The following is an 18,278-nucleotide window of genomic DNA, read 5'->3' on the forward strand; positions in this document are numbered from 1 at the left end:
AAAGGCCCGGCATGACTTCCCCGTTCCCGCATCTGCTCGCACCCCTCGACCTCGGATTCACGACGTTGAGGAACCGTGTCGTCATGGGTTCGATGCACACCGGACTCGAGGACCGCGCGAAGAACACCGCGCGTCTGGCCGAGTTCTACGCCGAACGCGCCCGCGGCGGCGTCGGCCTCATCGTCACCGGCGGCTACGCCCCCAACCGGACCGGGTGGCTGCTGCCGTTCGGCGCCAAGCTCACCAACCGGTTCGAGGCCCGCAGGCATCGCACGATCACCCGAGCCGTGCACGATGCGGGCGGCAAGATCGCGCTGCAGATCCTGCACGCGGGCCGATACAGCTACCAGCCTTTCAGTGTCAGCGCGTCGTCGATCAAGGCGCCCATCAATCCCTTTCGGCCGCGCCGACTGACGAGCCGCGGCGTGCGGTGGCAGATCCGCAACTTCGTACGCTGCGCCCGCCTGGCCCGCTCGGCCGGGTACGACGGAGTCGAGATCATGGGCGGCGAGGGCTACTTCGTCAACCAGTTCCTGTGCGAACGGACCAACAAGCGCACCGACGAGTGGGGCGGTACACCGCAGAACCGCCGCCGGATGGCCGTCGAGATCGTGCGCCGCACTCGCGCGGCGGTGGGGCCGAACTTCGTGATCCTCTTCCGGCTGTCGATGGCGGATCTGGTCGAGGGCGGCCAGGGCTGGGACGAGATCGTCGCGCTCGCACAGGAAGTCGAGGCCGCGGGCGCGACCGTCATCAACACCGACATCGGCTGGCACGAGTCCCGGGTGCCGACCATCGTGACGTCGGTGCCACGGGCCGCGTTCGTGGACGTCACCGAGAAGCTTGCCAAGCACGTGTCGATTCCGGTGGTGGCGTCGAACCGGATCAACATGCCCGAGATCGCGGAGGAGATCCTCACGCGCGGTGAGGTGCAACTGATCTCGATGGCACGGCCCATGCTGGCGGACCCGCAGTGGGTACGCAAGGCCGAAGCGGGCGCAGCCGACCAGATCAACACGTGCATCGCGTGCAACCAGGCGTGCCTCGACCACGCGTTCGTCAACAAGCACGTCTCGTGCCTGCTCAATCCGCGAGCCGGCCGGGAGACCGAGCTGACGCTGCTGCCGACACGGCGCAAGAAGAACCTCGCCGTCGTCGGCGCCGGACCCGCCGGGTCGTCCGCGGCGCTCAACCTGGCCCAGCGTGGGCACGCCGTCACGCTGTTCGAGGCGCGCGACGAGATCGGTGGCCAGTTCGGGATCGCGCAGAAGATCCCCGGCAAGGAGGAGTTCGCCGAGACCATCAGGTACTTCCGGCGTCAGCTCGATCTCGCGGGCGTCGACGTGCGCCTCGGCACCCGCGTCGACGCGGTGGACCTGATCGACGCCGGCTACGACGAGGTGGTGATCGCGACCGGCGTCACCCCGCGCGTGCCCGCCATCCCGGGCATCGACCACCCGAAGGTGCTCTCGTACGCCGAGGCGGTCCGCGACGGCAGGCCCGTCGGCCGGTCCGTCGCGGTGATCGGTGCGGGTGGCATCGGCGTCGATGTGAGCGAATTCCTCACCCACGCGCACTCCCCCACGCTCGACGTCGCGGAGTGGAAGCGTGAGTGGGGGGTGACCGACCCCGAATCGGCGCCCGGCGCACTCACCTTCCCGCAGCCGTCGCCGTCGCCCCGTGAGGTGTTCCTACTGCAACGCAAACCCGGCCGTATCGGCGCCGGGCTCGCGAAGACCACCGGTTGGGTGCACCGCGCCGCGTTGAAGGCCAAGGGAGTGCAAGAACTTTCCGGCGTCAACTACGAACGCATCGACGACGCGGGCCTGCACATCACCTTCGGCGAGAAGCACGAGAATCCGCGCACACTCGAGGTGGACACCGTGGTGGTCTGCGCGGGTCAGGAGTCGGTGCGCGACCTGGTCGACGAGTTGACCGTGGCCGGCGTCACGACGCACGTCATCGGTGGCGCCGACGTCGCCGCCGAACTCGACGCCAAACGCGCAATCGAACAGGGCACGCGTCTCGCGGCGCGGATCTGAGCGCGTGACCACCGCCTTCCCGACGACCCGCTACGCTGCACTGTCGTGAGCCTGCCGAATCCCACCCCTGACGCCCGCGCGGTCGTGACCGGCGCCTCCTCCGGCATCGGCGAGGCCCTCGCCGCCGAACTGGCCGCGCGCGGACACTCGCTGATTCTGGTCGCCCGCCGCGGCGACATCATGGAGAAGCTCGCCGCCGAGTTGCGCGAGAAGCACGGCGTGGAGGTCGAGGTCCGCGCCGTCGACCTGTCCGACCGCGACGGTCGGGCCCCGCTCGTCGCCGAACTGGCCGAGCGGGAGATCTCGATCCTGTGCAACAACGCGGGCATCGCGACGTTCGGTCCGGTCGTCGACCTGGATCCGAGCTACGAGCGCGACCAGGTCGAGCTCAACGCCGTCGCCGTGCACCACCTGACGCTCGCCGTTCTGCCGGGCATGGTCGCCCGCAAGTCCGGTGCGATCCTCATGGTGGGCTCCGCCGCCGGAAACATGCCGATCCCGAACAACGCCACCTACGCGGCGACGAAGGCGTTCGTGAACACGTTCTCCGAGTCGCTGCGCGGCGAACTGAAGGGCAGCGGCGTCAACGTCACCCTCCTCGCGCCCGGCCCGGTGCGCACCGAGACTCCGGACCCGGCCGAGGCGTCGATCGTCGACAAGCTGGTACCCGACTTCCTGTGGATCTCCAGCGAGTACGTCGCGAAGGTGTCGCTGGACGCGCTCGCGGAGAACAAGATGCGCATCGTGCCCGGCATCCTCAGCAAGGGCATGTCGGTCGCGGGGCAGTACAGCCCGCGCGCCGCGATCGCACCCATCGTCGGCACGTTCTACAAGAAGCTGGGCGGCTGACCGCGGCGTCAACCGCGCGTCAGGGCTGCCGCGGCCCCCGTCAAGTCCCCGTCAAGAACCGACCACCGAGCAGGGCGTCGGCGTAGTCCTGAAGGTGAACCCGCTCCGACCGGAACGCGGGCACCCCCCAGGAGACGCCGGTGACCCTGCTCGACATATTTCCCTCGCTCCGCGCCGCGATGGCCCCGCGTCTCGATCCGGCACTGTGGCCGGTCACCACGGATCACGACGAGCGCGGCCGGATCCGGGTGGGCGGCGTCGCGCTCGACGACATCGCCGACCAGTACGGCACGCCGACGTACGTGCTCGACGAGGACGACGTCCGCCACCGGTGCCGCGCCTACCGAACCGCCTTCCCCGAGTCCGAGATCGCCTATGCCGCCAAGGCACTGACGACCCGCGCCGTCGCCGACTGGGTGACGAGCGAGGGCCTGTCCCTCGACGTCTGCTCCGAGGGCGAACTCGCGATCGTGCGGTCCGCAGGGGTGGATCCCAGCCGGATCATCCTGCACGGCAACGCCAAGACGGCGACGGAACTTCGCACCGCGGTGGGCGTCGGGGTCGGGCGGATCGTCGTCGACTCGCACACCGAGATCCGACTGCTGGCCTCCCTCGCCCGACGCCGGCAGAGGGTGCTCGTCCGTGCGACTCCGGACATCGACATCCACGGCCACCCGGCGGTCACGACCGGCGTCGACGACCAGAAGTTCGGGTTCCCGATCAACGGCGGTCACCTCGACGCCGCAGTCCGCCTCGTGCTCGAGCAACCGTCTCTCGAACTCGTCGGACTGCACTGTCACCTCGGTTCCCAGATCACCGACGTCGAACTCTTCACATCGGCCGTCGAGCGGATGATCGGCCGGATGGAGCAGATCCGACGCGATCACGGGGTGATCCTCACCAACCTGAACCTCGGTGGCGGGCACGCCGTCCCGTATCTCCCGGGCGATCCGCAGATCGATCTCACCCGCCTGGCGGGAGTCCTCGACGACGCGCTCGACGAGGCGTGCGCCCGCAATCGGTTCCCGCGACCGGACATCACCCTCGAGCCCGGACGCGGAATCGTCGCACGCGCCGGCGTCACGCTGTACCGCGTGGTGTCGATCAAGACCGGTTCGGGTGGAAGGACATTCGTCGCGGTCGACGGCGGTATGAGCGACAACCCCCGGGTGGCGCTGTACGGCGCCCACTACGACGTCGCGGTCGCCAACCGGCATCCGACCGGCGCTCACATGCCTGTGACGGTCGTCGGACGGCATTGCGAGGCCGGGGACGTACTCGCCCGCGACGTGTCCCTGCCGTGCGATCTGCATCCCGGGGACGTCTTGGCGGTGCCGTGCACCGGCGCCTACCACCACTGCCTCGCGTCGACCTACAACAGCGTCGGGAGACCGCCGATGGTGGCAGTCCGCGGGGGCTCCGCGCGCGAACTGATCCGCCGGGAGACGGCCGCGGATCTGCTGTCGCGCGACGTCGGACTGTAACCCGGTTCCAGTGAGTGAGACCGGTCATACGGAAACAGACCGTCCGGGCAGATAGTGATGCGCACCACAACATTGCGATCCAGCCAGGAGGAACCCTGTGAAGACCCGCGCCGCCGTCATCACCGAAGCGCCCGGCACCTACAAGGTGGTCGAACTCGAACTCGAGGGCCCCCGCCAGAACGAGCTCACCGTCAAGATGGTCGCGTCGGGCCTGTGCCACTCCGACGATCACATCGCCAAGGGCGACCACGGCGTGGGCCGCTACCCGATCTGCGGCGGCCACGAGGGCGCCGGCATCGTCGTCGAGGTCGGACCGCACACCGTCGGCTGGGAGGTGGGCGACCACGTCATCTTCTCGTTCCTCGCCGGCTGCGGCCGCTGCCGCTGGTGCGCCAAGGGCCTGCAGAACCTCTGCGACCGCGGCGCCGCGATCATGACCGGCGGCCGCCCCGACGACCCGAACAGCTACCGGCTGACGCTCGACGGCGCACCCGTCGCGCAGACCTGCGGACTCGGCACGTTCAGCGAATACACCACGGTCAGCATCGATTCCGCCGTCAAGGTCGACAAGGATCTCCCCCTCGAGACCCTGTGCCTGCTGGGCTGCGGCGTCGGCACCGGCTGGGGCGCCGCCGTCAACTCGGCGGAGGTCTACCCCGGGCACACGGTCATCGTCATGGGCATCGGCGGCATCGGCATCAACGCCGTCCAGGGCGCGGCGCACGCGGGGGCGTCACACATCATCGCGGTCGATCCGGTCGAGTTCAAGCGCAATGCGGCTCTCGAGTTCGGTGCCACCCACGCTGTGGCCACGATGGAGGAGGCCACCGAGATCGCGCGCTCGTTCACCAACGGGCAGGGCGCGGACGCGGCCGTCGTCACGGTCGGTGTCACCACCGGTGAGCATGTCGCGCAGGCCTTCTCGTCGATCCGCAAGGCCGGCACGTGCGTCGTCACCGGTCTCGGCAAGATGGAGGACGTCGGGCTGCCGATCAGCCTGCTCGAGCTGACGCTGTACCAGAAGCGCATCCAGGGGTCGCTGTTCGGCGCCTCCGCCCCGAGCGCGGACATCCCGTGGATGGTCGAGATGTACAAGGCCGGCAAGCTCGAACTCGACAAGCTCGTCACCACCACCTACAAGCTCGACGACATCGCCCAGGGCTTCATCGACATGCACGAAGGCAAGAACATTCGCGGCGTCGTGCTGTTCGACTGATCGCGTTCGGTACCGGGCGTCACCGCCGTCGGCGGCGCCCGGTACCGAAGATGCTCCGCGAGATCTCTCGTCCCGCCGCCGACGCGGCCGACCGCAGGAAACTCTTCACGGCAGCGTTACCGAGGATCTGCTCGGTCACACTCGGTTCGTCCGGCGCCGGCGGCAGGTCGGGAAGGTCCGGCAACGGTGGCACGTCGAGCGCCGGGTCTGCGTTCGGCGCCCCGGCCACCTTGGCGCTCAGGAGTTCGTACGCCGACTCCCGGTCGACCGTCTGCCCGTACTTCGGCTGCAGTGTGCTCGCCGCAACCGCGGAGCGGATGCCGTCGTCGCCGATCGTGCCCATTAGAGAGCGCGGTGGCCGCATCCGGGTCCACGCCACCGGCGTCGGTGCACCCCGCTCCGACAGCACCGTCACGATCGCCTCGCCCGTGCCCAGCGATGTCAGCGCCTCCGCGAGGTCGTAGTGCGCGGTCGTCGGATACGTGCGCACCGTCTTCGTGAGCGCCTTCTGATCGTCCGGGGTGAAGGCGCGCAGCGCGTGCTGCACCCGGGCCCCGAGCTGCGACAGGACGGCATTGGGCACGTCCGTCGGCAACTGCGTACAGAAGAACACGCCGACGCCCTTGGAACGGATCAACTTCACGGTCTGCTCCACCTGCGCCAGGAACGCCTTCGACGCGTCCGCGAACAGCAGGTGGGCCTCGTCGAAGATGAAGACGAGCTTGGGCTTGTCGAGATCCCCGGCCTCGGGCAGCGTCTGGAACAGGTCCGCCAGCACCCACATCAGGAACGTCGAGAACATCACCGGTCGTGCTGCCTGGGCGCCGAGCTCGAACAGCGTGACGATCCCGCGGCCGTCGTCGGCGAGGCGGAGCAGATCCTCCGTCTCGAATTCGGGCTCACCGAAGAACGTGTCACCGCCGTCCGCCTCGAGGTTCACGAGCGCCCGCAGGATCACCCCCGCGGTGGCCGCCGACACTCCCCCGATGCCCTTCAGGTCGGCCTTGCCCTCGTCGGACGTCAGGTGCGCGATCACCGCCCGCAGATCCTTCAGGTCCAGCAGCGCCAGCCCGCGGGTGTCCGCCCAGTGGAAGATGAGCCCGAGGGTCGACTCCTGCGTCGCGTTGAGTCCGAGCACCTTGGCGAGCAGGATCGGCCCGAAGCTGGTGATCGTCGCGCGCACCGGAATGCCGCTCCCCTCCGTGCCGAGGGAGAGGAACTCCACCGGGTAGCGCGCGGGAGACCAGTCCGCGTCGCCCGTCTCGCGGGCGCGCGTCACTATGGCGTCGTTCGAGGCCCCCGCGACGGACAGCCCGGACAGGTCGCCCTTCACATCGGCCATGACGACGGGAACCCCGGCGGCCGAGAGCTGTTCGGCGATGCCCTGGAGTGTCTTGGTTTTGCCGGTGCCCGTCGCCCCCGCCACGAGTCCGTGACGGTTGAGGGTGGCGAGCGGAATGCGCACGCGCGCGGACGGATCCACGACGTCGTCGACGACGATCGCTCCCAGTTCCACGGCCGCCCCGTCCGACGCGTAGCCGGACGCGATCTCGGCAGCGGCGGCGGCGATTCGGCCGTTCTCCGCGGGCGACTGCGCGCCGTCGGCACTCGGATCAACCGTCATGGACGTCCTCCTCGAGCAGAAAGCGTGCGGGAAGTTCTCCACCGTGGACAATATCCCGACGGTCCCTGACTACTGTGTTTCTCGTGCAAGACAAATTGGTATGGATCGATTGCGAAATGACGGGGCTTCGGCTCGGTTCGGACAAGCTCATCGAGATCGCGGCCCTCGTGACCGACAGCGACCTCAACATCCTGGGCGAAGGCGTGGACATCGTGATCCACGCCGACGACGAGGCGCTGGCGGACATGCCGGACGTCGTGACCCAGATGCACGCGAAGTCGGGACTGACGGAAGAGGTGCGCGCGTCGACGGTGACGCTCGCCGAGGCCGAACAGATGGTGCTGGCGTACATCCGCGAGCACGTACCCGTCGCCGGCACGGTGCCGCTGGCCGGTAACTCGATCGCGACCGATCGCGGTTTCATCGCCCGCGACATGCCCGAACTCGACTCTCACCTGCACTACCGCATGATCGACGTCAGCTCCATCAAGGAACTGTGCCGGCGCTGGTACCCCCGGATCTACTTCGGTCAGCCGGAGAAGGGCCTGTCGCACCGCGCGCTGGCGGACATCAAGGAGTCGATCCGCGAACTGCAGTACTACCGCCGCACGGCGTTCGTCGCCGATCCGGGTCCGTCGACCACCGAGATCGCCGCCGTGGTGGAGGCCCTGGGCCCCGCCTGACCTGCCGATTGGCACTTTCCTCGATCGACAGGCTAGTATTCATCTCGCTGCAGCAACCGGCCCCGCCGGAAGTTACAGCGATGGTGACTGTAGTTCAGTTGGTAGAGCACCAGGTTGTGATCCTGGCTGTCGCGGGTTCGAGTCCCGTCAGTCACCCCGAAGAAAAGCCCCGGCATCCGCCGGGGCTTTTCTCGTTTCCGCGCCGCCCCCGGGACTCTGTGTCGGCCCCAACCCGCGCTCGTGCCGCGCGACAGCCGCCTCCCAGCCGCCTCCCAGCCGCCTCTACCCCACTCCCGCGTTTTGCGCACTTGTCGCGCGTGCGGGACCCCGCATCGCGCGACAAGTGCGCAAAACGCGAGGTAGAACAAGAAACGTGACCTATTTCACCGTTCGTTACCGGACAGTAGGAACAAATGCGTCTGACCAGGAAAAACTCACAAGTCCCACTCAGTGAGACCTGTTCTTAACCGTATGTTCATCCGTTCTCTACTGTGACGCGCAGCATCTTCGATGCACGGCAGTGACTTTCCTCACTGACGCAGCCCGACAGCATCAACAACAGGAGAAAACATGCCTACCTTCGGTTCCTCGACCCCCGAGATCCGCAACTACTTCGGCATCGGCGCCGGCCTCGTCAGCGGCATCGGTGGCGTCATCGGCCTGCTCGCCCTGCTGGGCGTCATCTGATCCCGTCCTGACGGATCAGAACCGCAAACTACGAAAGTGGCCGGCACCATCTGGTGCCGGCCACTTTCGTGTCGCCGGAGCGACGGGGCGCGCATCGACTCGTCGCGCCCCTCCCGATCGAACGGCGTGGGACTAGTCGAACAGCGTGGGCGACTCACCGTCGCTGTCGGCCGATTCGGCCGCCGGGGCGGCGGGACCGGGCTGCGCCTTACGCACCACGGTCAGCGAAGTCGTCCGACGCGACAGCCGGTGGCCGTCGGCGTGTTCGAGGAGTGCCATGCCGTGTCGGACCTCGAGGACGGTCCACGGGCCCGCATGTCCCGCCGCCTGCACCAGGTCCCCGACTCCCACCGATTCCACGTTCAGCTCCCGTTCCTTCGGACGATTCGGTCACACCCAGATTAATCGGCGGTCATGCGTTGCCGGCGCGCCAGGTCTCCCAGGGGATGTTCCAGTCGCCCAGGCCGTCGGTGCCCGACAAGGTCCCCCCGACGGTGTTCTCGACGATCACGATGTCGCCGCGCTTGGTGTTGTCGTAGATCCACTTCGCGTTCGACGGGCTCAGGTTGAGGCACCCGTGGCTGGTGTTGGTGTTTCCCTGCTCGCTGAGAGACCAGGGTGCGGAGTGGAAGAAGATGCCGCTGTAGGACATTCGCGTGGCCCAGTCGACGGGCGTGCGGTAGCCGTCCGCCGAGTTCACCGGGACGCCGTAGGTGGACGAATCCATCACCAGGTGGTCGAAGCGATCTCCGATGATGTAGACGCCGTTGTCGGTGGGGGTGCTGTTCTTGCCCATCGACGTCGGCATCGTCTTGACGTCCTTACCGGCCACGTTCACCGTCACCTGCTTGGTGTCGTCATCCGCGGTGATGACGACCGCATCCCCGATGGTGAACGAGGAGTGGACGTCCTCCTGCCCGAACATCCCCTTGCCGAGCTCGCGGCCGTAGACCTTGACGTCCACGGTCACCTTGGTTCCCGGCGCCCAGTAGTTCTGTGGACGCCAGCGGACCTCCCGGTTGTTGAGCCAGTAGAACGCGCCTTCGACAGGCGGCACCGTGACGATCTCGATCGCCGCCTCCGCCGCCTTGCGGTCCGGGATGTTCTCGTCGAACTGGACCGCGACCGGCTGCCCGATGCCGACGACGCTGCCGTCACCGGGCATCACGTACGGCTTGGTGAGGTTGCCCGGCGCACTCGTGGTGAAGGTGAGCGTCGTCGACGTCGAGCCGCCGAGCCCGTAGGCGTCGGCCCGCAGCGTGTACTTGCGGTTGTAACCGAGCGGCTCGGTGTTGGTCCAGGACAGCCCGTCCGGGGCAACCACGCCCGCGACGGCGCGTCCCTCTGGGTTGCGCAGCTCCACGTCGACCAGGCGACCGTCGGCGACGCGCACCGCTACCGGGTCACCGGGCGAGTAGCCCACGGCTCCGTCGGTGACCGTCGTGGTGACGACCGGCTTGATCAACGACAGGAGCGGATTCGAGTCGATGGGCGCGTCCGACGACGTCGACGCCCCGGCCGGCCCGGTCGAGATGGTGCAGCCGGTGACGAGCATCACCGCCCCGAGCGCTGCGGCCACCGCCGCAACCACGACCGGAACCTTCGAACGTCCGACTAGCCCGCCGCGCCGACTCTCGACCCCGCGACCGATCTTCATGAAAACCCCACTTCACAACCACAACAACCACGACACACCCGCCTGGCGTGCCCCGCCCCGGCGCCGGAACCCGACCGGTCCGTCGCTCGCGCACCTGCATGATGCCAGTCCGACGACGCGCCCTCCGACGACGTGCCGGACAGTCGAGTAACGGTCGAATACCAATCGCTACCTGCGCCGCAGTGGTTACAGAGGGACTGATTTGCTTTCGTCGGAAGCGGTCCGTTAATGTTCTCCTCGCACCGAGCGGGGACACCCCGCCGAGGCAAAATGCGCCGCTAGCTCAACTGGCAGAGCAAGTGACTCTTAATCACTGGGTTCGGGGTTCGAGTCCCTGGCGGCGCACGCTGGATCGTCCACTGGACGTTCGAGCAGAGCTAGCGCCTATAGCTCAGTTGGTAGAGCAAGTGACTCTTAATCACTGGGTCCGGGGTTCGAGTCCCTGTGGGCGCACCGAGAAGGCCCCCGCACATCGTGCGGGGGCCTTCTTCGTGTCTCGGGAATCCGCCGCCCGCCGAACGACGAACGGGACATCAGGTACGCACCGTGACGCGGATGCGTGCCCCGACGTCCCGTTCGGAGATCGAGTGCGGATCGATCAGCGGAAGATCTTGCGCAGCACGAGCAGTCCGACGACGGCACCGGCACCGATGAGCGCCGCCTTGACGGCGGGCTCGTTCAGCTTCGCGAGCACCGTGTGCTTGGTGGTCTCGACCAGCCGCTTCGGATTCGTGCGGACGGCCAGCACGTCGAGTGTCTGCGCGAGCTGATTGCGGGCGTTCTCGATGTCCCGCTCGATGGCCTCGGTGTCCCTGGGCACGTGTCCTCCAACTGGTTCGAATGATGCGGCTGTGATGCTGCTGTGCCGGTCACGCTACCGGCCCGGCTCGACACAACCGTAGAACAGAAGAGCCGCCGCGGCGCAGACCGCACCCGTCAGGCCCCTTCGGTAGCCTCACTCGCTGTGACCGACAACAGGCTTGCCCCCGGAGACATCGCTCCCGAGTTCACCCTGCCCGACGCCGACGGCAACGAGGTGTCCCTCGCCGACTACCGCGGCCGCAAGGTGATCGTGTACTTCTACCCGGCCGCCAGCACGCCGGGCTGCACCAAGCAGGCGTGCGACTTCCGCGACAGCCTCGACGAGCTCAACGGCGCCGGCCTCGACGTCGTCGGTATCTCTCCCGACAAGCCGGCCAAGCTCGCGAAGTTCCGGGACAACGAGGGCCTGACCTTCCCGTTGCTGTCGGACCCGGAGAAGACGACGCTCACCGCGTGGGGCGCGTTCGGCGAGAAGAAGATGTACGGCAAGGTCGTCCAGGGCGTCATCCGCTCGACGTTCCTCGTCGACGAGGACGGCAAGATCGAGGTCGCACAGTACAACGTGCGCGCCACCGGTCATGTCGCCAAGCTGCGCCGCGACCTGTCCGTCTAGGCCCGCCCCGTTCACTCCCCCCGTTCGCCGAGGCCCAGCAGGAACAGGGCCTCGGCGACGGCGAGGTTCTCGATCTCCGACGGGTCGACGCTCTCGTTGGGCGCGTGGATGAGGGCCTGCGGCTCCTCCACTCCCAGGAGCACTATCTCGGCGCCCGGGAACTGTTCGGCGAGCACGTTGCACAGCGGGATGGTCCCGCCCTGCCCGGCCACGGCGAGCGGATGGCCGTACGCGGTCTCCAGTGCCGCCTGCAGCGCCGCGTAGCCCGGGCCCGACGTCTGCGCCTGGAACGGGGCACCGACGACCTCACGCTCGACCCGCACGTGCGCGCCCCACGGGGCCGCGCCTTCCAGGTGGGCGACGAGCGCGTCCTGGGCCCGCTGAGGATCCATGCCGGGCGGCACCCGCAGGTTCAGGCGCGCCGATGCGCGCGGTTGGATGGCCGCCGCCGACCCGATCACGGGCGGGGCGTCGATGCCGAGGATGGTCAGCGCCGGCCGTGCCCAGACGGCGTCGGCGACCGATCCCGATCCGGTCAGCCGCACCCCGTCGAGCACGCCGGCGTCCTTGCGGAACTGCTGTTCCGGATACTGCGCGCCGTCCCAGTCCTGCGCGGTGTCGAGTCCGTCGACGACGGTGTTGCCGCCGTGGTCACGCAGCGTCGACAGCATCTGCACGAGCGCCGCGAGCGCGTCCGGCGCGGAGCCGCCGTACATTCCCGAGTGCAGTTCCCCTTCCAGGGTCTCCACGTGCACCACGACGTTCGCGATCCCCCGCAGACTCGTGGTGACCGTCGGCTGCCCCACGGCGACGTTGCCGGTGTCGGCGATCACGACGACGTCGGCGGCGAACAGGTCGGGACGGTCCTGCACCAGTTGCTCGAGACCACCGGTGCCGGTTTCCTCCGAGCCCTCCGACACGATCCGGATTCCGACCGGGAAGGTGTCCGCGACCGACGCCAGCGCGCGCAGCGCCAGCAGGTGCATGACGACGTTGCCCTTGCAGTCCGCCGCGCCGCGCCCATACCAGCGCCCGCCCCGCTCGGTGAGCTCGAACGGCGGTGAATGCCAGAGTGCCTCGTCGCCGGCGGGCTGGATGTCGTAGTGGCTGTACAGCAGGACGGTGGGGGCGCCGTCCGGTCCCGGATGGTGCCCGACGACGGCCTTCGATCCGTCGGACGTCTCCACGAGCTCCACGTGCTCGATGCCGACCGACCGGAAGGCGTCGGCGACCCATTTCGCCGCCCCGGTGCACTGTTCCGGCGGCGCCTGGCGCGGATCGGCGATGGAACGGAATCCGACGAGCGTCGCGAGTTCGTCGCGCGCGGTCGGCATGAGCTGCCTCACCCGGGTCCGGATCTCGTCCGACTTCTCCACCACCACCGCACCTCCAGGACTCTCGACGTGACGCTCCGAGCCTACGAGCCCGGACGGACGCGCGTGAGCATCCGCGCGTTCCGCTAGGCCAGGGCGTCGGACGGCAGCCATTCGGCCCCGAACAGTTCCGCGATCGCCCCGAGGGTGCTCAGGTCGCCGTCGACGGACGCGGCAGCCACCAGCAGCCGCTGCACCATCGTCGTGGCGGCCCGTTCCTCGACGGTGCCCTCGCTGTAGAGCAGGAACCACGGGCACACCTGGTAGTCGCGGTGTGCGCGGCCGACCGTCTGCCGGGCAGCGATGCCGGAGTACCGCGGCTGATGGAACAGGCCGATCCGCGGCGTCGCGGTTGCGGACGTGCCGTCCGAGAGCTGTTCGTTCGCGTGGAGGCTGATCGCGGTGGTGGTCGTGAACACGCAGACCGGCGCCAGTCCGCGTTGGAACCGCAACCGCTGCTCCTCCGCGTCGGTGCGACCTCCGAAGATCCGTGCCACAGGGACACCGCGGGCCTCGAGTGCTTCCGCGATCGGTGCGGCCGCGGTCGACACCATCTCCGCGGCGATCACCACCTGATAGCCCCGTGCCACGTACGCCGCGGCGAGATCGACGGTGTGCGGGACCCGGATCATTCCGGCCTTCTGCCGGAACCTGAGCAGCGCAGCGAGACCCCGTGCGGTATCCGATCCGGTACGGGCCACGCCCATCTCACGTCGGAACTCGCCCCACTCGAGGTCGTACTGCTGTTGCTCCGTGGGTGTGAGCTCGACGCCGAGCCCGTCGATCGGTGCCGGCCCCCACGGAGAGTTGCGGTGCAGCATCAGGGGTGGATCGTGCGCGGTGAGCCAGCCGCGTACGACGGCGACGGCCTCGGCCTGCAACGCCACCCGCTCCAGGGCCTCCGGTGACCACTGCCAGGAACCGAATCTGCGGGCCAGCGGGAGCCCGGCGCGGGCGAGCCTCGCGCCGAGGTCGTCCCACTCCGCCGGGTCCTCGCCGTGGATCTGCGCGAACAGCGACGACAGGTATCGCCACTCGCCGGGGTGGTGTCCCGGAGTCGCCGTGACCGCGATGAGGAACGGCGCCCTGTCCGGCGGAGCGAGCATCTTCGTGATGCGGCGCATGTAGTCGGTGCGCTGGGACGTGTGCCGAAAGTTCTGCGCCTCGTCCGCAATGACGACGTCGAAAGCGAACTTGGGCCGGCCGTTGGCGGCGATCAGCTTCTTCAACTGGTCGGGAGAGCAGATCAGCCAGCGGTAGCCGCCGTCACCGACCGCAGCGATCGTCGAACGCCACGACGGGATCGTGATCGCCGTCGGTCGGTCGACGATCACCAGCACGTTCGTGCCGCCGCGCTGCGCGAGTACCTCCTTGGCGCCGAGGACCGCCGAGATCGTCTTGCCCATGCCGACGTCGTCGAACAGAGCCATGCCGCGCATCCCGTGCCGCGCGGCGTCGGCGATCGCGCTGCCGGCCGCGAGTTGCTCCGGGCGCGGAGTCTTGGCAGCTGCCTTCGCCGAAGGCCCCCGCGTCCCGGCGAAGTCGTCCGCGAGCCACTGTTGGTAGCTGTAGGGCTTCGCGGCGAACGGCGCGAGCGACGCCGGCAGGTCACGACCGACGTACACGTGGCAACGGAGCTTCTTGTTCCAGGTGGCGCCCGCCGCGCTGACGCGGTGCGGGACGTCGAGCATCCACACCCGCTCCCCCGCCGCGGGTACGGGGAGAGCCGGGGCGGAAGCGGCCTTGCGCGCGGTCTTCTTCGCCGGACGTCGGCGAACGGTGCGGCCGGCCACGTCAGGAATCAGAGTTCGCGTCGTCGCCGGCGGCACCGGACTCGTAGCGCGAGACGATACGTTCGACCCCGTCGAGGAGGAGGCCCAGCGCGAACCGGAAGTCGGAGTCCTCCCAGTCCACGTCGTCCGCGGCGAAGGCAGCGCCGTCGAGGGCCGCGGTGAGAGCGGGAAACCGGGTCGGATCGATCAGCCGCGGCAGGATGGCCGCGTAGTTGTCCGACTCGGCGTTCACGACGAGATCGGCGGTGAATCGCGCCCGTCCGATGACATGGACCGAGACGTTCAGCGCGACCTGCACCTTGAGCGCCTCGGGTAGCCGCGTCGACGCGAGACAGCGGAGGGCGGCCTCGAGCCAGGCAATGTTGTTGGGCCCCAGCGGCGCCCCGTCGATCGGCAGGCGCAGCCACCAGCGGTGGCGCATCAAAGCGTCGTACTCGGCGCGCGCCCAGGTCTCGAGTCCGGCCCGCCAGGACACGTTCGCCGGGATGTCCGGTGGGGCTCCGATCACCCGGTCGGCAATCAGCTCGAGTAGCTCGTCCTTGCTCTCGACGTACCGGTACAGCGACATCGTGGTGAAGCCCAGGCGTTTGGCGACCCGCGCCATCGACAGCGCCGCGACGCCCTCCTCGTCCGCGAGTTCGATGGCGGCATCGAGGATCTCGTCGAGAGACAGACCCCGTTTGGGGCCGCGCCGACCGGACTCGTCCAATCCCCACGCCAGTTCCACGAATCGAGGCAGCGCCGCCTCCCCTGTGGTCTCCATCCGCGTCGTGCTCCTGCCTGTCACCCCGGTCGCTCTTGCGCTCATCCTAAAACTGCGTATGGTCTAAGCAGTTGTATATGTCATACACAGTTATGGGGAGGAGTGTTCGGATGAACCCACAATCTCTCGACCACGCCGTCGCGGTGACCGGGCTGCGCAAGGCTTTCGGCGAGCGAACGGTGCTGGGCGGAGTCGATCTGCACGTGCCCACAGGGTCGGTGTTCGCGCTGTTGGGAGCCAACGGCGCCGGCAAGACGACTACCGTCCGCGTGCTGTCGACGCTGCTGCCGTTCGACGCAGGACAGGTCCGGGTGGCCGGGCACACACTCCCGTCGCAGGCTCGCGCGGTCCGCACCGACATCAGCGTCACAGGCCAGTACGCCTCGGTCGACAAGCTCTCGACCGGACGCGAGAACCTCGCCCTGATGGGCGAACTCCATCACCTCGGTCGCCGCGGAGCTCGGGCCCGCGCCGACGAACTGCTGCACCGGTTCGACCTCGTGGACGCCGCCGACCGCCGCGCCGACACGTACTCCGGAGGCATGCGGCGGCGCCTCGACCTCGCGATGAGCCTGGTCGCCCGGCCCAGGGTCCTGTTCCTCGACGAGCCGACGACGGGGCTGGACCCGCGCAGCCGCCGGGACATGTGGGACATGGTCCGGGAGCTGGTGCGCGAGGGCACCACGATCCTGCTCACCACCCAGTACCTCGACGAGGCGGAGGCCCTGGCCGACCGCATCGCAGTGCTCGACGAAGGCCGAATCGTGGCAGAGGGGTCGGCGGACGAACTGAAGCGGCTCGTCCCCGGCGGTCATGTCGAACTGCGGCTCCAGGACGGCACACAGGCCGCGGCGGCCGCCGCCGCACTGCCCGAGGCGGTCGTCGACTCCGAGACGGCGACACTCACGATCCCCACCGACGGCAGCATCGGCTCCCTCGGGCGGATCCTCGCCCGCCTCGACGACCGGACGCTGTCCGTCGAACGATTCGCCCTGCACACGCCCGATCTGGACGACGTGTTCTTCGCTCTGACCGGCTCCGAGAAGAAGGAAGCTGTCCGATGACGACGCCCCTCGACGCGCGGCACGACGGCCGGACCGTGATCGCGGATTCGTGGGCTATGTTGCGGCGCAATCTCACCCACCTCACGCGCAGCCCGGACACGATGATCACCGCGCTCGCGCTCCCCGTCATGCTGATGCTGCTGTTCGTGTACGTCTTCGGCGGCGCCATCGACACCGGCAGCGCGTACATCGACTACGTGGTGCCCGGAATCATCCTGCTGTGCGCCGCATTCGGTTCGGCGACGACGGCGGTGAGTGTATCGGCCGACATGACCGACGGCATCATCGACCGCTTCCGTACACTCCCGATCGCGCGTTCGGCGGTGCTCAACGGCCACGTGCTCGCCAGCGTCACCCGCAATCTCGTCACCAGCGCCCTCGTCGTGGCGGTGGCCCTACTGATGGGGTTCCGGCCCACCGCGAATCCCGTGCGCTGGCTGGGCGTGGTCGGTGTTCTGGCGTTGTTCGTGTTCGCGCTGTCGTACCTGGCGACCGCACTCGGCCTGCTCGCAAAGAATCCCGAGGCGGCCAACGGTTTCACCTTCGTCATCCTGTTCCTTCCGTACGTCAGCAGTGCGTTCGTGCCGGCGGAGACCATGCCGACGTGGCTGCGGTGGTTCGCGGAGAATCAGCCGGTCACGCCGATCATCGAGACCGTGCGCGGGCTACTGATGCAGACCCCGGTCGGCAACAGCGCATGGCTCGCCGTCGGGTGGTGCGTCGCGATCGCCGCGGTGGGGTACGCGGCCGCCACGACGCTGTACCGCAGGCGCACCGCCCGGTAGGCGGTACCGGAGGAAACACCAGAAGCGGGAACCTCGTCGAATCCGAACGAAAAGACAGATAACCTGTGCTCGTGGAGTCCACTACCAGCCGCCGTCCCCCTCGCCGGGTGGACCCCGCGCTGGAGGTCCAGAGCGACCCCCAGGAACTGATGCCGCGGAAGCGTCCCACCCAGGAACGCAGCCGTCGCAAGTTCGACGCATTGCTCAACGCGTCCCGCGAGTTGCTCGTCGACGTCGGGTTCGAGTCGTTCACGTGCGAGGAGGTCGCGGCGCGCGCCGACGTCCCCATCGGCACCCTCTACCAGTTCTTCGCGAACAAGTACGTGATCGTGTGCGAACTCAACCGGCAGGACCTGGTGGGTGTGCAGCAGGAACTCGAGGCGTTCGGTGGCGAGGTTCCGTCGCTCGACTGGCTGCGGTTCCTCAACACGTTCGTCGACCACATGGCCGGACTGTGGACGTCGGATCCGTCCCGCCGCGAGGTGTGGCTCGCGATGCAGTCGACGCCGTCCACCCGCGCGACGGGTGTGATCCACGAGAAGCAGTTCGCCGAGCGGGTCACGCGCATGCTCGCGCCTCTCACTCCCCACACGCCCCGCGAGCGCCGCACGATGATGGCCGAGGTCCTCGTCCACGTCGTGTACTCGATGCTCAATTTCTCGGTACAGGACGGGCAGAGCCACGCCGACGCGGTCGCCGAACTCAAGCGCCTGATGGTCGCGTATCTGCTTGTGGCCGAGAAGGAATCCCGCTCCAAGTAGCCGGGTACCGCGCCGCACGCGTGGCCGGTACCCGCTGCCCCCTGTAAACGAAGAACGAGGCC

The 18,278-nt window shown here is 68.4% G+C and carries 16 protein-coding genes and 3 tRNA genes; 12 read left to right on the plus strand and 7 right to left on the minus strand.

The annotated features are described in order from the left end of the window. Positions 1-11: 11 nt before the first annotated feature. The 4 genes from C7H75_RS16100 (at position 12) to C7H75_RS16115 (ending at position 5,591) form a co-directional block, all read left to right on the plus strand. Entirely contained in the window at positions 12-2,042 is a 2,031-nt protein-coding gene (locus tag C7H75_RS16100; RefSeq protein ID WP_106851589.1) for an NADPH-dependent 2,4-dienoyl-CoA reductase, read from the plus strand. 45 nt (positions 2,043-2,087) lie between these two features. Continuing rightward, positions 2,088-2,891: a mycolate reductase gene (gene cmrA, locus C7H75_RS16105; RefSeq protein ID WP_084845796.1), complete on the plus strand. Its 804-nt coding sequence runs from the start codon at positions 2,088-2,090 to the stop codon at positions 2,889-2,891. Between the two features lie 140 nt (positions 2,892-3,031). Beyond that, positions 3,032-4,375, plus strand: coding sequence for a diaminopimelate decarboxylase (gene lysA / locus C7H75_RS16110; protein WP_081182134.1), 1,344 nt, complete (start codon positions 3,032-3,034; stop codon positions 4,373-4,375). Between the two features lie 97 nt (positions 4,376-4,472). Next, complete coding sequence (locus C7H75_RS16115) at positions 4,473-5,591, plus strand: NDMA-dependent alcohol dehydrogenase (protein WP_013416558.1); 1,119 nt, start codon at positions 4,473-4,475, stop codon at positions 5,589-5,591. 19 nt (positions 5,592-5,610) lie between these two features. Here the strand turns inward: C7H75_RS16115 and C7H75_RS16120 are convergent, their stop codons facing one another. Continuing rightward, entirely contained in the window at positions 5,611-7,215 is a 1,605-nt protein-coding gene (locus C7H75_RS16120) for a helicase HerA-like domain-containing protein (protein ID WP_106851590.1), read from the minus strand. An 83-nt stretch (positions 7,216-7,298) separates the two neighbouring features. On the opposite strand from C7H75_RS16120, the gene orn reads away from it, so the two are divergent. Both orn and C7H75_RS16130 read left to right on the plus strand, forming a co-directional pair. Beyond that, positions 7,299-7,898, plus strand: a complete 600-nt coding sequence (gene orn, locus C7H75_RS16125) for an oligoribonuclease (RefSeq protein WP_013416560.1) — start codon at positions 7,299-7,301, stop codon at positions 7,896-7,898. Between the two features lie 83 nt (positions 7,899-7,981). Continuing rightward, positions 7,982-8,054: transfer RNA gene (locus tag C7H75_RS16130), tRNA-His, on the plus strand. 663 nt (positions 8,055-8,717) lie between these two features. On the opposite strand, the gene C7H75_RS16135 is transcribed toward C7H75_RS16130, so the two are convergent. Continuing rightward, positions 8,718-8,945: a hypothetical protein gene (locus tag C7H75_RS16135; RefSeq protein ID WP_005512131.1), complete on the minus strand. Its 228-nt coding sequence runs from the start codon at positions 8,943-8,945 to the stop codon at positions 8,718-8,720. A gap of 52 nt (positions 8,946-8,997) precedes the next feature. Continuing rightward, positions 8,998-10,242: a L,D-transpeptidase gene (locus tag C7H75_RS16140; protein ID WP_390892591.1), complete on the minus strand. Its 1,245-nt coding sequence runs from the start codon at positions 10,240-10,242 to the stop codon at positions 8,998-9,000. Positions 10,243-10,514: 272 nt separating this feature from the next. On the opposite strand from C7H75_RS16140, the gene C7H75_RS16145 reads away from it, so the two are divergent. Beyond that, positions 10,515-10,587, plus strand: a tRNA-Lys gene (locus tag C7H75_RS16145). Between the two features lie 35 nt (positions 10,588-10,622). Continuing rightward, positions 10,623-10,695, plus strand: a tRNA-Lys gene (locus C7H75_RS16150). A gap of 145 nt (positions 10,696-10,840) precedes the next feature. On the opposite strand, the gene C7H75_RS16155 is transcribed toward C7H75_RS16150, so the two are convergent. Beyond that, positions 10,841-11,062 (minus strand): DUF3618 domain-containing protein, encoded by a 222-nt coding sequence (locus tag C7H75_RS16155; protein ID WP_013416562.1) that lies wholly within the window; start codon positions 11,060-11,062, stop codon positions 10,841-10,843. Between the two features lie 144 nt (positions 11,063-11,206). On the opposite strand from C7H75_RS16155, the gene bcp reads away from it, so the two are divergent. Continuing rightward, entirely contained in the window at positions 11,207-11,677 is a 471-nt protein-coding gene (gene bcp, locus C7H75_RS16160) for a thioredoxin-dependent thiol peroxidase (RefSeq protein WP_022596838.1), read from the plus strand. 11 nt (positions 11,678-11,688) lie between these two features. Here the strand turns inward: bcp and C7H75_RS16165 are convergent, their stop codons facing one another. The 3 genes from C7H75_RS16165 to C7H75_RS16175 form a co-directional block, all read right to left on the minus strand. Continuing rightward, the gene (locus tag C7H75_RS16165) at positions 11,689-13,059 is read right to left on the minus strand and encodes a dipeptidase (protein ID WP_106851591.1); all 1,371 of its coding nucleotides are present in this window, start codon (positions 13,057-13,059) and stop codon (positions 11,689-11,691) included. Between the two features lie 77 nt (positions 13,060-13,136). After that, entirely contained in the window at positions 13,137-14,843 is a 1,707-nt protein-coding gene (locus tag C7H75_RS16170; protein ID WP_084923058.1) for a DEAD/DEAH box helicase, read from the minus strand. Position 14,844: 1 nt separating this feature from the next. Continuing rightward, positions 14,845-15,606 (minus strand): TetR/AcrR family transcriptional regulator, encoded by a 762-nt coding sequence (locus C7H75_RS16175; RefSeq protein WP_005512123.1) that lies wholly within the window; start codon positions 15,604-15,606, stop codon positions 14,845-14,847. A gap of 110 nt (positions 15,607-15,716) precedes the next feature. Here C7H75_RS16175 and C7H75_RS16180 point away from each other — a divergent pair, with 110 nt between their 5' ends. The 3 genes from C7H75_RS16180 (at position 15,717) to C7H75_RS16190 (ending at position 18,216) form a co-directional block, all read left to right on the plus strand. Beyond that, positions 15,717-16,670, plus strand: coding sequence for an ATP-binding cassette domain-containing protein (locus C7H75_RS16180; RefSeq protein ID WP_084923059.1), 954 nt, complete (start codon positions 15,717-15,719; stop codon positions 16,668-16,670). After that, the gene (locus C7H75_RS16185) at positions 16,667-17,455 is read left to right on the plus strand and encodes an ABC transporter permease (RefSeq protein WP_049799549.1); all 789 of its coding nucleotides are present in this window, start codon (positions 16,667-16,669) and stop codon (positions 17,453-17,455) included. The genes C7H75_RS16180 and C7H75_RS16185 overlap by 4 nt, the downstream gene beginning before the upstream one ends. Positions 17,456-17,562: 107 nt before the next feature. Next, positions 17,563-18,216 carry a TetR/AcrR family transcriptional regulator gene (locus C7H75_RS16190; protein WP_013416568.1) on the plus strand — a complete coding sequence of 218 codons (654 nt, stop codon included), beginning with the start codon at positions 17,563-17,565 and terminating at the stop codon, positions 18,214-18,216. Positions 18,217-18,278: the final 62 nt, after the last annotated feature.

This window comes from Rhodococcus (subgen. Prescottella) equi, from assembly GCF_003013675.1.
Taxonomy (GTDB): Bacteria; Actinomycetota; Actinomycetes; order Mycobacteriales; family Mycobacteriaceae; genus Prescottella; species Prescottella equi.

Coding starts and splice junctions, on each gene's coding strand:
- C7H75_RS16100 (WP_106851589.1), top strand. CDS start 12: ATGACTTCCCCGTTCCCGCATCTGCTCGCACCCCTCGACCTCGGATTC.
- C7H75_RS16120 (WP_106851590.1), bottom strand. CDS start 7,215: ATGACGGTTGATCCGAGTGCCGACGGCGCGCAGTCGCCCGCGGAGAAC.
- C7H75_RS16140 (WP_390892591.1), bottom strand. CDS start 10,242: ATGAAGATCGGTCGCGGGGTCGAGAGTCGGCGCGGCGGGCTAGTCGGA.
- C7H75_RS16175 (WP_005512123.1), bottom strand. CDS start 15,606: ATGGAGACCACAGGGGAGGCGGCGCTGCCTCGATTCGTGGAACTGGCG.
- C7H75_RS16180 (WP_084923059.1), top strand. CDS start 15,717: ATGAACCCACAATCTCTCGACCACGCCGTCGCGGTGACCGGGCTGCGC.
- C7H75_RS16185 (WP_049799549.1), top strand. CDS start 16,667: ATGACGACGCCCCTCGACGCGCGGCACGACGGCCGGACCGTGATCGCG.